General features: G+C 55.5%; 16 protein-coding genes. 9 read left to right on the top strand and 7 right to left on the bottom strand.

What is annotated here, in order from left to right:
• Positions 1-136: 136 nt before the first annotated feature.
• Positions 137-727 (top strand): GTP cyclohydrolase I FolE, encoded by a 591-nt coding sequence (folE, locus tag H7U06_RS09465; RefSeq protein ID WP_175626100.1) that lies wholly within the window; start codon positions 137-139, stop codon positions 725-727.
• A 69-nt stretch (positions 728-796) separates the two neighbouring features.
• On the opposite strand, the gene H7U06_RS09460 is transcribed toward folE, so the two are convergent.
• Positions 797-1,570 carry a 3-oxoacyl-ACP reductase family protein gene (locus H7U06_RS09460; protein WP_175625875.1) on the bottom strand — a complete coding sequence of 258 codons (774 nt, stop codon included), beginning with the start codon at positions 1,568-1,570 and terminating at the stop codon, positions 797-799.
• 131 nt (positions 1,571-1,701) lie between these two features.
• Between H7U06_RS09460 and H7U06_RS09455 the strand changes: the two genes are divergently transcribed.
• The 6 genes from H7U06_RS09455 to H7U06_RS09430 all read left to right on the top strand — a co-directional run bounded on the left by H7U06_RS09455 (position 1,702) and on the right by H7U06_RS09430 (position 6,480).
• Positions 1,702-2,625: a LysR family transcriptional regulator gene (locus H7U06_RS09455; protein ID WP_175625874.1), complete on the top strand. Its 924-nt coding sequence runs from the start codon at positions 1,702-1,704 to the stop codon at positions 2,623-2,625.
• A 4-nt stretch (positions 2,626-2,629) separates the two neighbouring features.
• A complete protein-coding gene (locus tag H7U06_RS09450) occupies positions 2,630-3,265 on the top strand; it encodes a tRNA-uridine aminocarboxypropyltransferase (protein ID WP_175625873.1) in 636 nt (211 codons plus the stop codon).
• An 89-nt stretch (positions 3,266-3,354) separates the two neighbouring features.
• A complete protein-coding gene (locus H7U06_RS09445; protein WP_175625872.1) occupies positions 3,355-3,864 on the top strand; it encodes a DUF1993 family protein in 510 nt (169 codons plus the stop codon).
• 230 nt (positions 3,865-4,094) lie between these two features.
• Entirely contained in the window at positions 4,095-4,331 is a 237-nt protein-coding gene (locus H7U06_RS09440) for a hypothetical protein (RefSeq protein WP_175625871.1), read from the top strand.
• 235 nt (positions 4,332-4,566) lie between these two features.
• A complete protein-coding gene (locus tag H7U06_RS09435; RefSeq protein ID WP_175625870.1) occupies positions 4,567-5,166 on the top strand; it encodes a TetR/AcrR family transcriptional regulator in 600 nt (199 codons plus the stop codon).
• Positions 5,167-5,199: 33 nt separating this feature from the next.
• Complete coding sequence (locus tag H7U06_RS09430) at positions 5,200-6,480, top strand: MFS transporter (protein ID WP_175625869.1); 1,281 nt, start codon at positions 5,200-5,202, stop codon at positions 6,478-6,480.
• On the opposite strand, the gene H7U06_RS09425 is transcribed toward H7U06_RS09430, so the two are convergent.
• Both H7U06_RS09425 and H7U06_RS09420 read right to left on the bottom strand, forming a co-directional pair.
• A complete protein-coding gene (locus H7U06_RS09425; protein WP_175625868.1) occupies positions 6,477-7,181 on the bottom strand; it encodes a bifunctional 2-polyprenyl-6-hydroxyphenol methylase/3-demethylubiquinol 3-O-methyltransferase UbiG in 705 nt (234 codons plus the stop codon). The two genes, H7U06_RS09430 and H7U06_RS09425, sit on opposite strands and share 4 nt — an antisense overlap.
• Positions 7,182-7,208: 27 nt before the next feature.
• A complete protein-coding gene (locus tag H7U06_RS09420; protein ID WP_175625867.1) occupies positions 7,209-8,177 on the bottom strand; it encodes a tripartite tricarboxylate transporter substrate binding protein in 969 nt (322 codons plus the stop codon).
• Positions 8,178-8,277: 100 nt separating this feature from the next.
• On the opposite strand from H7U06_RS09420, the gene H7U06_RS09415 reads away from it, so the two are divergent.
• Complete coding sequence (locus H7U06_RS09415) at positions 8,278-9,204, top strand: LysR family transcriptional regulator (RefSeq protein WP_175625866.1); 927 nt, start codon at positions 8,278-8,280, stop codon at positions 9,202-9,204.
• An 18-nt stretch (positions 9,205-9,222) separates the two neighbouring features.
• On the opposite strand, the gene H7U06_RS09410 is transcribed toward H7U06_RS09415, so the two are convergent.
• Genes H7U06_RS09410 through H7U06_RS09400 form a run of 3 tightly spaced genes read right to left on the bottom strand, consistent with a single transcriptional unit; the run spans position 9,223 to position 11,564 of the window.
• Positions 9,223-10,554 carry a sensor histidine kinase gene (locus H7U06_RS09410; protein WP_254873198.1) on the bottom strand — a complete coding sequence of 444 codons (1,332 nt, stop codon included), beginning with the start codon at positions 10,552-10,554 and terminating at the stop codon, positions 9,223-9,225.
• 29 nt (positions 10,555-10,583) lie between these two features.
• The gene (locus H7U06_RS09405) at positions 10,584-11,249 is read right to left on the bottom strand and encodes a response regulator transcription factor (RefSeq protein WP_175625864.1); all 666 of its coding nucleotides are present in this window, start codon (positions 11,247-11,249) and stop codon (positions 10,584-10,586) included.
• 12 nt (positions 11,250-11,261) lie between these two features.
• Positions 11,262-11,564 carry a PepSY domain-containing protein gene (locus H7U06_RS09400; protein ID WP_175625863.1) on the bottom strand — a complete coding sequence of 101 codons (303 nt, stop codon included), beginning with the start codon at positions 11,562-11,564 and terminating at the stop codon, positions 11,262-11,264.
• Positions 11,565-11,686: 122 nt separating this feature from the next.
• On the opposite strand from H7U06_RS09400, the gene H7U06_RS09395 reads away from it, so the two are divergent.
• Positions 11,687-12,007, top strand: a complete 321-nt coding sequence (locus H7U06_RS09395) for a PepSY domain-containing protein (RefSeq protein WP_175625862.1) — start codon at positions 11,687-11,689, stop codon at positions 12,005-12,007.
• Between the two features lie 92 nt (positions 12,008-12,099).
• Here the strand turns inward: H7U06_RS09395 and H7U06_RS09390 are convergent, their stop codons facing one another.
• Positions 12,100-12,705: a class I SAM-dependent methyltransferase gene (locus H7U06_RS09390; RefSeq protein ID WP_175625861.1), complete on the bottom strand. Its 606-nt coding sequence runs from the start codon at positions 12,703-12,705 to the stop codon at positions 12,100-12,102.
• Positions 12,706-12,770 lie beyond the last annotated feature (65 nt).

The raw sequence follows: 12,770 nt of genomic DNA, 5'->3' as shown, positions 1-12,770 counted from the left end.
GCCACATAAAGGCTACAATCATGCCAATCGCGGTTTCACTTAAGTCCGAAAACGGCAATACAGACGACTTATACCGGAGCCACAACCGTAGTCGATGAATACGACGATCAACACGAACACTGCAGATGGAGCACCATTGAAAGATCCTATCAACACTGAGCACAACGACGATTTCTCAACCGATGACTGGCGTCGCCTGCTGACCCACCTCGGTGAAAATGCAGACCGTCAGGGTTTGCTTGAAACGCCGCAACGCGTGGAGAAAGCATGGAAGCACTGGACCTCGGGCTACGACCAGGACCCGGCAGAGATCCTCAAGGTCTTTGAAGATGGTGCCGAGCAATACAATGAATTGATCGTGGTGCGCGGCATCCCGGTCTATAGCCATTGCGAACATCACCTCGCGCCCTTCTTCGGCACTGCGACTATCGGCTATACACCTAACGGCAAGATCGTCGGTTTGTCCAAGCTGACACGCCTGGTTGATTGCTTTGCCAAACGTTTACAAGTACAGGAACGCCTGACCATACAGATCGCCGATACATTGATGGAACATGTGCAGCCTTTGTCGGTCGGCGTAGTCATCCGCTGCCGCCATATGTGCATGGAAAGCCGCGGCATACGCACGCCAGGCGAAGAAACCGTAACCTCGGCACTGCTGGGAGAAATGCGCACCAATCTCGGACTGCGTAATGAATTCATGATGCTGGCACGCGAAAAAGACTAATCGCCCGCAGTATCTCAGCACGTCAAAAGGCCTGCATCATGTGCAGGCCTTTTTTATTTCGCTTAACACTTAAGCCGAAAAGCCACCATCTATCGTCAGGCTGGCACCTGTGATGTAAGCCGCTTCCGGACCAGCCAGATAAGCCACGAAGCTGGCGATCTCTTCATCCTTGCCGTAACGCGGAATCGCCATCATGCCTTTCAGTGTTTCAGCAAAATCACCGTTCGCAGGATTCATATCGGTATCAACCGGACCTGGCTGCACGTTGTTAACCGTAATGCCGCGTGGACCGAGATCGCGTGCCAGGCCTTTGGTCAGGCCAACGATCGCCGACTTGCTCATCGCATACACTGAGCCACCACCGAATGGCATACGGTCAGCATTGGTGCTGCCGATGGTGATGATGCGCCCACCATCACCCATGTGACGCGCTGCTTCCTGTGCCGCCACGAACACACTGCGCACATTCACGGCGATGGTGCGATCGAAGTCTTCCAGTTTGAAATCTTCCAATGGCGCCAGTGCCAGCACACCTGCGTTATTCACCAGGATGTCGATGCCGCCGTATGCCTTGGCAGCAGCTTGTATCGCTTGCCGTACGGCTTTCTCATCCGAGCTATCGGCATGAATGGCCAGCGCACGGCCGCCTGCAGCTTCGATCGCCTGTGCCACTTCTTTTGCCTTATCGGCCGAGCTGGCATAAGTGAAAGCGACCGCAGCGCCTTCTCGTGCCAGGCGTTTGGCAATGGCTGCGCCTATGCCGCGTGAGCCGCCCTGGATGAAGGCCACTTTGCCTGTGAATTGTTGGCCGTTGGTTTGTGTATTCGATTTGCTGTTGGTCATGATGAATTCTCCGTAGGTGTATTTAAAAGGAATCAGTAAAAGCAGTACGAAGTCAGTATCCGGCAAGGATTATGTTGTGACTAGCCAGCAATCTATATAATCTATTGATACTAAAAGTTTAAAGTGAATCTATGGAATCCATGACCAGCATAGAGTGTTTTGTCCGCAGCGCAGAGGCAGGCAGCTTCTCGGAAGCCGCACGGCGACTGGGTTTGACCTCGGCAGCGGTGGGCAAAAACGTGGCGCGGCTGGAGGCCAGCCTGGGTGTACGGCTATTCCAGCGCAGTACCCGCAGCCTGACTTTGACTGAGGCGGGCGAGCGTTTCCTGGCAGAAGTCAGCGGTGGCCTGGCTGTGATCCAGTCCGCGGTCGCCAATCTGGCCAGTGCCGATGGTCAACCGGCAGGCTCACTCAAGATCAGCATGGGTACAGGTTTCGGGCGAACCTATATCGTGCCGTTGCTGCGCGACTTCCTGACGCGCTATCCAGCCATCACACCGGACTGGCACTTCGATAACCGGCGCGTCGACATGATTGCCGAAGGTTTTGATGCTGCAATAGGCGGCGGCTTTGAATTGCCACCCGGGGTCGTGGCGCGCTCCCTGTCGCCCGGACACGGCGTACTGGTGGCGGCACCGGATTACTTTGAACATCATTCGCAGCTCAAGTCACCCGCCGAGCTGCCGCAACATGACGGCATCTTCATACGCTCACCACAAACCGGACGCATACGTCCATGGTCACTGCGCAACCAAACCAATGAACAGGCACCGGCGGCGATGCGGGTACGCATGACCATGAGCGATCCGGATGCAGCTTGCGAAGCAGCACAAAGCGGACTCGGTATCGCACTGGTGTCCATGCCGAACGCATTGCGTTATCTGGAAAGCGGCCTATTGAAACGCGTCCTGCCGGCCTGGTATGTCGATATGGGTACGCTCTCGCTATACTTCCCGGCACAGAAATTATTGCCTGCAAAAACACGTGCCTTTGTCGACTATGTGGTCGAACACTTCCGTACGCAAAACCTCGCGAAACGCTTTTCCGCCTTCTGATCCCATGTCCGTCACTACCAAACGTTCTATGTGCAATCTATGCCTGCGTGCGCAAAGCGCTTGCATCTGCCATTGGGTACGCACGGTAGAACATCAGGTGGAAGTCCTGTTCCTGCAGCATCCGCTGGAAGTCGGCAATGCGAAGAACAGTGCACGCCTGTTGCATCTGAGCCTGCCGCATAGCCGCCTGGTCGTCGGCGAGACCTTCGATGACGATGCACTGCATCGGCTGCTGTACGATGGTGTCAATGACGAGGAACACGCCGTACGCCCTGTCCTGCTCTACCCCGACACCAGCGCCGACCACAAGATTGCAATGCCGCCAGCCTGGCCGGAAGCGCCTGGTGATGATGGCGTTTATCGCCTGGTGGTACTGGACGCGACCTGGCGCAAGAGCCGCAAGATGCTGTACCTGAACCCCATGCTGCAACAGCTGCCCCGACTGCCGCTGGCCGATATGCCGGCCTCACATTACGCGATACGCAAGGCGCACAAACCGGATCAGCTATCATCGTTTGAAGCGACTTGCTATGCGCTGATGCAAATGGAAAATGATGCCGAAAAGTATCTGCCGCTGCTGGCGGCGTTTGATGGCTTCGTTGCGCAACAACAGGCGTATCGCCCTGAAACACGAGTTTAAAGCTGCCGCCAACGCAGCTTCCCAAACCTGCCTATAATCTGTCCAGAATTCGGATCGCAACTTACGTCACACTCACACTAGGAAGTCACATGACCATCTCTCTCTACGCCGCTTCAGTTCCTGTTTTCAAGCAAATGCTTAACAGCGTCAGCGATGTCCTCAAGAAAACCGAAGAGTATGCGACCGCCAAAAGCATCGCACCGGAAGCCTACTTGCAGGCGCGCCTGTTCCCGGACATGTTCCCGCTGCTGCGCCAGGTACAGGTAGCCTGCGACTTCTCGCGTGGCGTGTCGGCCCGCCTGGCAGGTCTTGAAGTACCCAAATTCGACGACAGCGAGAAAAGTTTTGCAGACCTGCAAGCGCTGATCGCCAAAACCCTGGCCTTCATTGACACGATCAAACCAGAGCAAATCGACGGCCAGGAAGCGCGTGACATCGTGCTGCGCCCGGGCACACCGAAAGAAAAGAAATTCAACGGCCAGGCTTATCTGCTCAGCTTTGGTTTGCCGCAATTCTTTTTCCACGTCACGACCACTTACGCCATCCTGCGCCACAACGGCATAGAAATCGGCAAACGTGATTACATGGGTGCGTATTAATAGAGCTATGAATCGGCGAGCAAGGTATAGGTAGCTCACCTCATTTCATGACAGCAAGGGCAGACGGCGATGTCTGCCCTTCTCATTTGCGCCACAGAATAGGCGAGAAAAGACAAACTACGGCAAGTAAGCGACAAAAAAATTATCTGGCAGCATAAAAAGGTATCGCTTGCGACATCGCTGCATATAATGAAGTGCAACTTCAACCCATCTCTGTGCGGGAGATTGCCATGAGCGACAGAAAAATGTTTGCCGATATGGATATCGAAACGCAACGTTTCTATTCCCGGATCATCAACACCGCACTCTTCAATATCTATGCCGTTGACCATCATCTCTTCGGTTCGCTGTTTTGCGAATCCGACGATCCGATGATCATGCTGCGCTGGCAGGAAGCGGAGCCCTTAATTCTTGAGGAGATACGACGTCGCAGCGAAGTTCGCGGCAATAACTGGAATGACTTCTAATCCCTTTATTACCTGCCTCGCCTCGCTCCCTCTCGCACCGGTCGCAGCCATAGCTGCGACCAACCCGGCTAGCAACTGCCGTCTTTAGCCATCAACAGCAATCCCCGCACGCACCTGCCATGCTTAATGCCGGTTGCTGATTCCCCACACTTTATAAATGATGACTGACATCTATTGCATTTATGATGGACGTCATCTATTATCCGATTTAATCAATTTCTCAGGTGGAATCATCATGCCACGCGTATCCAAGGAACAAACCGATCTCAACCGTACCGCCATCGAACAAGCCTCTTCCAAGCTGTTCCGCGAAAAAGGGTTTAACGGCGTCAGCGTTGCCGACCTGATGGCTGCAGCAGGTCTGACCCACGGTGGCTTCTATGGCCACTTTTCATCCAAGGATGAACTGGCAGCGGTTGCCTGCGCCACTGCCTTCAGCGAAGCATCCGAGCGCTGGCAAAAACGCATGGAAGGCAAACCGGATGAGCAGCAAGCGCTGTACGCCATCATCGACGGCTACCTGTCTTCACAAAAAGTACGCGACGTCGGCAACGGCTGCCCGGGAGCAGCACTGACCACTGATGTCGCACGCGAAGCATTGGATAAACCGGTACGCGCTGCCTACATGGCAGGTACCGAAGAGCTGGTCGAAATCCTTGCCTCGCTGTGCACCTCACCTGACCCGGCGGTACGTCGGAAGACCGCTCTCGCGCAGTGGAGCATGATGGTCGGCTCGATGGCGCTGGCACGCGCCACCGAAGGTTATCCAATAGCCGGTGAACTACTGGCGGTCGCCCGTGAACAATTGCTCGGCAATATTGCAGTCGCTCCTTAAACCTTCACTCATAGTTCCAACAATAGGATCTTTATGTACGCTCAATCGCTGTCTACCTGGCTGGATCGCAGAGGAATACATTTCTCATGGGTAATCGTTGCGATTACCTTCCTGACGATGCTGACATCATCCGCAGCGCTTGGGTTGCCGGGCGTCCTGCTGCAACCATTGAGCAAGGAATTCGGCTGGAGCAATGACCAGATTTCATCGGCCGTGGCGGTACGCTATGTGCTGTTTGGCTTCATCGGCCCGTTCGCCGCCATCTTCATGGAACGCTTTGGCTTGCGCAAGGTGATTACGATTGCGCTGGTACTGGTGGCTGCCTGTCTCGCGCTCTCGACCATGATGACCGAGCTGTGGCAAATGTTCCTGCTGTGGGGCTTGCTGCTTGGTACCGGTACCGGCCTGACCGCACTCGTGCTGGGAGCGGTAGTGGCGAATCGCTGGTTTGAAAAACGTCGCGGCCTGGTACTCGGCTTGCTGACTGCCAGCTCGGCTACCGGACAACTGATTTTCCTGCCGTTCGGTGCATGGCTGATTCAGAACTATGGCTGGCGCATGTCGGTGATCCCGGTCTTCCTGTGCTGTGCCTTGGTCGCCGTACTGGCCTTCCTGCTGGTACGTGACCGGCCACATGATGTAGGCACTGTCGCTTATGGCGCTGCACCCGACAGCGTGCCACCGCCACCACCGGCTACCGCACAGATGACCATGATGGAGCCATTCCGTGTCTTGCTCGGCGCTTCGCGTAACCGCACTTTCTGGGTGCTGGCCGGTACCTTCTTTATCTGCGGCCTGAGCACCAGTGGCCTGATCCAGACCCACTTCGTTTCGCTGTGCGGCGACTACGGCATGGCAGCGATTCCTGCTGCCAGCGTACTGGCGATGATGGGTGCGTTTGATTTCGTCGGCACCATCCTTTCCGGCTGGTTGTCGGACCGCTATGACAACCGCAAACTGCTGTTCTGGTACTACGGCTTGCGTGGCTTGTCGTTGATCTGGCTGCCACACTCGGAATTCACTTTGTATGGCTTGTCGCTGTTCGCGATGTTCTACGGGCTGGACTGGTTCGCTACTGTGCCTGTCACAGTGAAGCTGGCGGGTGCCGAGTTCGGCAAGGAAAGAGCCGGCATGGTGTTCGGCTGGATCTTTACCGCGCATCAGATCGGCGGCGCAGTGGCAGCGTATGGCGCAGGTTTGTCGCGCACCATCCTGATGGCTTACACCCCTGCCCTGTACGCAGCGGGCATCGCCTGTCTGTTTGCAGCCGTGATCGTGTTCATGATCAAGAAACCTGTGAAGGCCACAGCTTAGACCTTACGCCAGATAGTGGCCAGCCACGGTTGCTGCTCCAGCGGCAAGCCGGCTGGCCGATAGTAATGTTCGAGTTCGGTAAAACCGGCAGCCGTCATGTAAACGCGCCAGCTTGCCAGCTCATGGTAAGCACCATAACGGCCTCGATTCCAGCCCTCCTCATTCTGACCACGCGGATTCGAGCTGAACAGTACACCGCCGGTTTTCAACGTTGCATGCAGTTGCCGCAAGACGCGCGGCAATTCCTGACTAGGCACGTGGAATAAGGATGCATTGGCAAACAGGCCATCGAAATGCGCATCCGGCAAATCAAGATGCAGGAAGTCTTGCTGCCACACCTCGCACTTCGCATAATCACGCGCCATCTGCGCGAACTCGGCGGAACCGTCGAGGCCGACTGCAATATGTCCCATTTCACTGAAAGTTTTAAGGTCACGCCCCGGGCCACAACCGAGGTCCAGTATCGTGTACGGCGCAGCCGCTGTGATGTGTTTGAGTAAAGCCTGGATGTTCTGGCTCACGTCATGCGTACGCGTGCCTTCCCAAAAATCTGCTGCACGCTGGTTGTAGTGATCCAGCGTGATGTCGCTGATGCGCGCCAGTTCCTGCGCATTGAGTTTGTCGGCTGAAATTTTATTGCTCCGGGTGGATAGAACTAGCGTAAGTATCCACCAATTCAGGCACAGCGTCTGTGCCTGCATCCCTGCTCAATAACAGCCGACCATGTATTACTCAGCGGTGATACCACGTTCCTTGACCAGTTTGGACCAGCTCGCCAGTTCTTTGCTCAGCTTCGCCCTGGCTTCAGCCGGAGTCGAGGTTTCAGGATCAAAACCTTCCTTGATCATTTTTTCTTTCAGAACCGGATTATTCAGCGCCTTCACCAGACTCGCATTCAATTTATCAATCAAGGGCTTGGGTGTTGCAGCAGGTGCAAAGACGATGAACCATGTTTCAAAGCTATAACCAGGTACACCAGCTTCAGCCAGCGTAGGCACATCCGGCATCAGTGGTGAACGTTTCGGCCCGGTCACGCCCATCGCATTCAGCTTACCGGCTTTGACATGCTGTGCGGCTGCCGAGAGAACCGGGAAGCACATATCGACCTGGCCGGAGATGGTATCGATCAAAGCAGGACCGCCACCTTTGTAAGGAACGTGGGTGATGTCGACAGCTGCAACTGATTTAAACAATTCCGCAGACATGTGGAAGGTGCTGCCACTACCAGCCGAACCATAGTTAAATTTGCCCGGACTGGCCTTCGCCAGTGCAACCAGGTCTTTGGCATTCTTGGCCGGGAAGTTGGGATTGACCACCAGTACGTGCTGCGATGTCGCAACCGTGCTGATCTGCGCCAAATCCTTCAAAGTGTCGTACGGCATCTTGGGGAAGATGGATGGATTGATCGCCAGCGACACTGTCTGCAAACCTATCGTGTAGCCATCCGGCTCTGCCTTGGCAACGGCATCCACACCGATATTGCCGCCCGCACCGGCCTTGTTTTCGATATACATGCTGCCGCCGAGCGCTTTGCCCCATTCGTCGGAAATACGGCGCGCCACGATGTCGGCACTACCGCCTGGGGCGTAAGGCACGATCAAACGGATCGGCCGGGTCGGATAGTTATCTGCATGTGCAAATGAGGCACTCAGGCCTAGCGGTAGCAAGACCGCCGCGATAAGCGTAGGAAGCTTCATGTTGTCTCCGATTTGTTTTTTATATGAGACCAGATGCTATTCGTAATCACGGCAGATATAATTTCCACACAATTAATTCATTCGGTCGTTTTGGGAATCAATGGACGGTATCTCTGATCTGGCTTTTTTCGCCCTGCTGGTCAAACGTGGCAGCCTCGCCGCAGCAGCGCAGGAACTGGGCGTCACACCACCCTCGGTCAGCAAGCGACTGGCGGCACTCGAGAGTCGCCTGCGCGTGCGTTTGCTGAATCGCACCACACGCCGTATCAGCCTGACACCGGAAGGAGAAATCTACCTGGCAGACGGTGCACGCCTGGTGACCGAACTGGAAGCGCTGGAACAACGCATCTCCGGTGGCAACATTACTGCCAAAGGCTTGCTAAAAGTCAGCGCGACCTTTGGTTTTGGCCGCAGGCACATCACGCCGCAACTCTCTGTGTTTGCACGTGAATACCCGGATGTCGAAGTACAGCTGCACCTGACCGACCGGCCAGTCAATCTGGTGGAACAGGGACTGGATGCCGACATCCGCTTCGGTCAGTTACCGGATGCGCGACTCACGGCGCGCAAGATCGCCGACAATCGTCGCCTGGTCTGCGCCTCCCCTACCTATCTGAAAAAGCACGGTGTACCACTGGTGCCGCGCGATCTGCAAAACCATAACTGCATCCTGCTGCGTGAAAGCGACGAGATCTACGGCAGCTGGCATTTCAGCTCGGGCAGCAAACAGGAAACCGTCAAAGTACGCGGCACTCTCAGCGCCAACGACGGCGAATGTGCAACCACCTGGGCACTGGATGGACATGGCATCGTGGTGCGCTCGGAATGGGACATCGCACCCTATCTGCGCTCAGGCAGGTTGCGGGTCGTACTGGAGGAATGGGAACTCCCTACGGCGGATATCTACATCGTGTTCCCGACCAAAAATCACTTATCAGCCAAGACGCGTGCGCTGGTCGATTTCATGCTGAAAGCATTTGAAAACCATCGCCGCGACAGAACTGAAGCGGACAAGATAATCTGGTGACTGCTGTCACCTCGTAAATTAGTCTGTCCGCTGTGGCGCTGACCAGGTCAGCAATATCTTCAAACCGCCTAGCGCACTATGCGCAAGCTGTATCTGGCCATTGGTGGCTTCTACCAAATCACGCGCAATGATCAGCCCCAAACCTTGATGACCGGGGCCAGCTTCGTCCAGCTTGCCGCGATGTTGGAGTGTGTATAGTGTGGCCGCATCCAGACCTAGCCCGTCATCTTCTATCTGCAATTCAACCTTGCCATCCGCAGCCATTTGGCCACGCATGCAAACCTGCCTGCGGGCAAAGCGCGCGGCATTCTCCAGCAACGCTCCCAGTAACTCCTTGAGATCATCCAGCGGCACCGGCACGCGCAAGGATGCAGGAATGTCGATATTGAACACGAGCGACTCACCTATCGCTGTATGTTCGATCACACCGACTATCTGCTCCGCCGCTTCTTGCGGCGATGACGCACTGGCGTAGAGATTGTTGCGCACCGTATCCACGCGCAAACGTCCGAGCTCAGCATACACGGCGGCTGTCATCGCACTAATCGCATGCTCAATCCCGTCAGCGGCTTCGCTGGCACCGGCGGCGCGCGCACGATTGCTCTGTGCTTCCAGTGCTGCCAGTGGTGTCTTCAATGAATGTGCGAGATCAGCAGCACGACGTTTGGCGCGAGTCAGATCGGCTTCACGTGCATCGGCCAGGCGGTTGATCGCATCGATCAGGGGTGCAATCTCACGTGGGTGGGTATCGGTCAGGCGCGACGCAGGATGGTTCTGCAGATTGAGTAATTCATGCCGCAATTTGCGCAATGGTTTAAGTCCGACACTGACTTGCAAGGCCGCAGCAGCAATCAGTACCGCGCCCAGTATCGCGAGGAATAAACCCAGGTCGCGACCAAATTCCTTGCGCGCCACATATTGCAGCACTTTGTCTTGCGCCAACTGCAACAGGATAGGCGGCGTATCAGGCGACAGCGAGATGCTTCGTTCGAGCAGGAACAAACGCTGACCAAAAGGACCATCTATGCTGCGAGTACGCCAGGCGCTGAGTGGTGGCACGGGTGTGGGTAGCGGTAATGACTCGTCCCAGAGTGAACGCGAACGCTGCATACCCTGTGCATTGCTGACTTGCCAATACAGCCCGCTGGACGGCAGGTTAAAACGGGGATTGGCCGGGCCTTCATCGACTTGCGGTTCCTGGCTGGCGTCCAGCTTCAGGTCGGCGAGCAGGATAATCGCTTCATTTTCCAGCTCCATCGCCACGCGTCGTTCGATATGACGGGCAAATAGCCAGGTCATCACGAACCAGGCGATCAGCATCGCAATCAGGACCGCGAATGCTGCCGCCAATAACAGCCGCAAACGAAGTGAATGCGCCCTCAATCGCCGGACCCCGACAACATGTAACCGAAGCCGCGACGCGTTTCTATCAGGTCGGCACCGAACTTGCGGCGCATGCGCAGCACCAGTGCTTCGATCGCATTGGTATCAACGCCGTCACTATCGCCGTACAAATGTTCAGCCAATTCTCCGGCGGATACCGGCCGACCCGGCTGATGCGCCAGATATGAAAAGAAGCGGAATTCCAGTGGCGATAAACGCACCGGCTGCTTGTCTATCGTCGCCGTCATGCGGCGCGTGTCCAGCGTCAGTGCACCACAAGTCAGGACCGGATCGGCATGACCTGCAGCACGGCGCACCAACGCGCGTGTACGCGCTATCAGTTCAGCCACTTCGAAAGGTTTGCCTAGATAATCATCAGCACCGGTTTCTATGCCCTCCACTTTTTCGGCCCAATTGCTGCGGGCCGACAGGATCAGGACCGGGAAAGTACGTTTGGCAGCGCGCCAGCGCTTGAGTACCGACAAGCCATCGAGCTGGGGCAAACCAAGGTCCAGTATCGCAACATCGAATTCCTCTACGTCGCCCTTGAACCAGGCGTCATTGCCATCGCGCGACCAGTCCACCACGAAGCCTGCTTCTTGCAGCGCATCGTGTACGTGCTGACCAACGTCCGGATCATCTTCTACCAGCAAGGCTCTCATCAGCGATCTCTTTCAATCATCGTCTTTGATGCTCAGCAGTGTCCCGTTGCGCGCATCGACCCGTACTTTACGCACCAGCCCATTTGCACTCAACACTTTGAGCTTGTACTCGAGCCGCTTGCTATCGAGCTCGACCTTGATCACTTCGCCGGACACCTGGGTCGCGGTTTGCGCCAGGATTTTCGACAAGGGCAAAATCTGCCCGCGCTGCAAGGCTTCATAAGCGACGTCGTGATCCTTGTCCTTGCCCGATACGAGCAAAGGCATCCCGATCGGGATGCAAAGGAAAAGCAGGAAGAAGAGTTTTTTCAGCATGGCAACAGTATATAGAAAGCCTGGCTGACATTTACCTGACGCTACTGGTGAGACAGATGTCAGCAAGCCTTGCGTATAACGGGAACTGCCAATCCGGCAGACTTAAAAAAAGAGGTTCCCAAATGGACAAGAACGTTATCAAATTCACCGTCATCGTAGCCATCTTAGCGGCCCTTGCCTTTGCAGTACAAGCCAAACCAGCGTCAGCGCAACCTGCACCCGTTGCAAGCGCAAGCACGCTGACACCTATTCCTGCCGCAAAGACGCTCAGCTACGAAGAGCTGGAACGCCGCGTCACCGCGCAAGGATTGCGGATCAGCAAAGCGGAAGTACGCGATCTTTTGCTCAAGGTCACAGCTTATGACAGCCAACACCGCAAAGTGAAAATGATGCTGGATAGACGCACCGGTGAAGTCCTGGCACGTGAAATAAAAAGGGATTGAACGCAGATGACAACGAAATCGGGATTGCACTGTATCGGATCGTGCCGAGGGGTCGGAGCTCTGGAGAGATAAACCCTCTACCCCTTGTCATCTCAAACCCGTTGCACGATAACGGCAAGATGTTTCTGTGGATACTGGTCAAACTCAAGGTGTTTGCATACGCAACCAGCTTCAGCTATTACCTTGAGCAGGCCCGGAATACCGAGCGTGCTGTAATTGAGTTCAGGGCCCATATACGCATCGACGTGCTCGCCCTCGGCATCAAGCCCACCCGCAGTGAAGAGAAATACACCACCCGCATCCAGCGCATGCATCAGCTTCAACATCAACGCACGCTGATCCTTCAGAGCTACATGCCAGATACTGTCCCACGCGGCGATAAAGCGATAAGTGCGTGGTGGCTGCCAGCTACAGACATCTGCATGGTGCAGGCTCAACGCAGGATCGGCTGCCCGCGCCAGTTCTATCATGCGAGCGGATACGTCTATGCCCTCGATCTGCAGGCCATGCGTACGCATCAAGGAATTAAATCGCGTGTTGCAGCCGCATCCTACATTCAGCGCCCATCCCTCAGCGTCATCGGGCAGAAAGCGTAATGCACGCTCGTGTTGCGTCAGCCCGTTAAGCGGATCAAATCGATCGTCCAGCCAACGTTCTGCGAGCTCATCGTAGGCTAATGCGGTGGTGGTTAGCGGCATCGTTCAGCAGTCGTTCATGGTTATGAAAGAAGTAAACGAACATTCTGCATGAAGATTTGCTTAAA

This window comes from Herminiimonas sp. Marseille-P9896 (assembly GCF_903993245.1).
Classification (GTDB): Bacteria; Pseudomonadota; Gammaproteobacteria; order Burkholderiales; family Burkholderiaceae_D; genus Oxalicibacterium; species Oxalicibacterium contaminans.
Note: the sequence above shows the minus strand (reverse complement) of the source record. Positions and strands in the feature narration are given on the sequence as shown.

What these genes read in the sequence shown, in the direction of transcription:
- H7U06_RS09435 (WP_175625870.1), top strand. Translation starts at nt 4,567, where the DNA reads ATGCCACGCGTATCCAAGGAACAAACCGATCTCAACCGTACCGCCATC.
- H7U06_RS09400 (WP_175625863.1), bottom strand. Translation starts at nt 11,564, where the DNA reads ATGCTGAAAAAACTCTTCTTCCTGCTTTTCCTTTGCATCCCGATCGGG.
- H7U06_RS09390 (WP_175625861.1), bottom strand. Translation starts at nt 12,705, where the DNA reads ATGCCGCTAACCACCACCGCATTAGCCTACGATGAGCTCGCAGAACGT.
- H7U06_RS09415 (WP_175625866.1), top strand. Translation starts at nt 8,278, where the DNA reads ATGGACGGTATCTCTGATCTGGCTTTTTTCGCCCTGCTGGTCAAACGT.
- H7U06_RS09420 (WP_175625867.1), bottom strand. Translation starts at nt 8,177, where the DNA reads ATGAAGCTTCCTACGCTTATCGCGGCGGTCTTGCTACCGCTAGGCCTG.
- H7U06_RS09430 (WP_175625869.1), top strand. Translation starts at nt 5,200, where the DNA reads ATGTACGCTCAATCGCTGTCTACCTGGCTGGATCGCAGAGGAATACAT.
- H7U06_RS09425 (WP_175625868.1), bottom strand. Translation starts at nt 7,181, where the DNA reads ATGCAGGCACAGACGCTGTGCCTGAATTGGTGGATACTTACGCTAGTT.
- H7U06_RS09450 (WP_175625873.1), top strand. Translation starts at nt 2,630, where the DNA reads ATGTCCGTCACTACCAAACGTTCTATGTGCAATCTATGCCTGCGTGCG.
- H7U06_RS09395 (WP_175625862.1), top strand. Translation starts at nt 11,687, where the DNA reads ATGGACAAGAACGTTATCAAATTCACCGTCATCGTAGCCATCTTAGCG.
- H7U06_RS09440 (WP_175625871.1), top strand. Translation starts at nt 4,095, where the DNA reads ATGAGCGACAGAAAAATGTTTGCCGATATGGATATCGAAACGCAACGT.
- H7U06_RS09460 (WP_175625875.1), bottom strand. Translation starts at nt 1,570, where the DNA reads ATGACCAACAGCAAATCGAATACACAAACCAACGGCCAACAATTCACA.
- H7U06_RS09445 (WP_175625872.1), top strand. Translation starts at nt 3,355, where the DNA reads ATGACCATCTCTCTCTACGCCGCTTCAGTTCCTGTTTTCAAGCAAATG.
- H7U06_RS09405 (WP_175625864.1), bottom strand. Translation starts at nt 11,249, where the DNA reads ATGAGAGCCTTGCTGGTAGAAGATGATCCGGACGTTGGTCAGCACGTA.
- H7U06_RS09455 (WP_175625874.1), top strand. Translation starts at nt 1,702, where the DNA reads ATGGAATCCATGACCAGCATAGAGTGTTTTGTCCGCAGCGCAGAGGCA.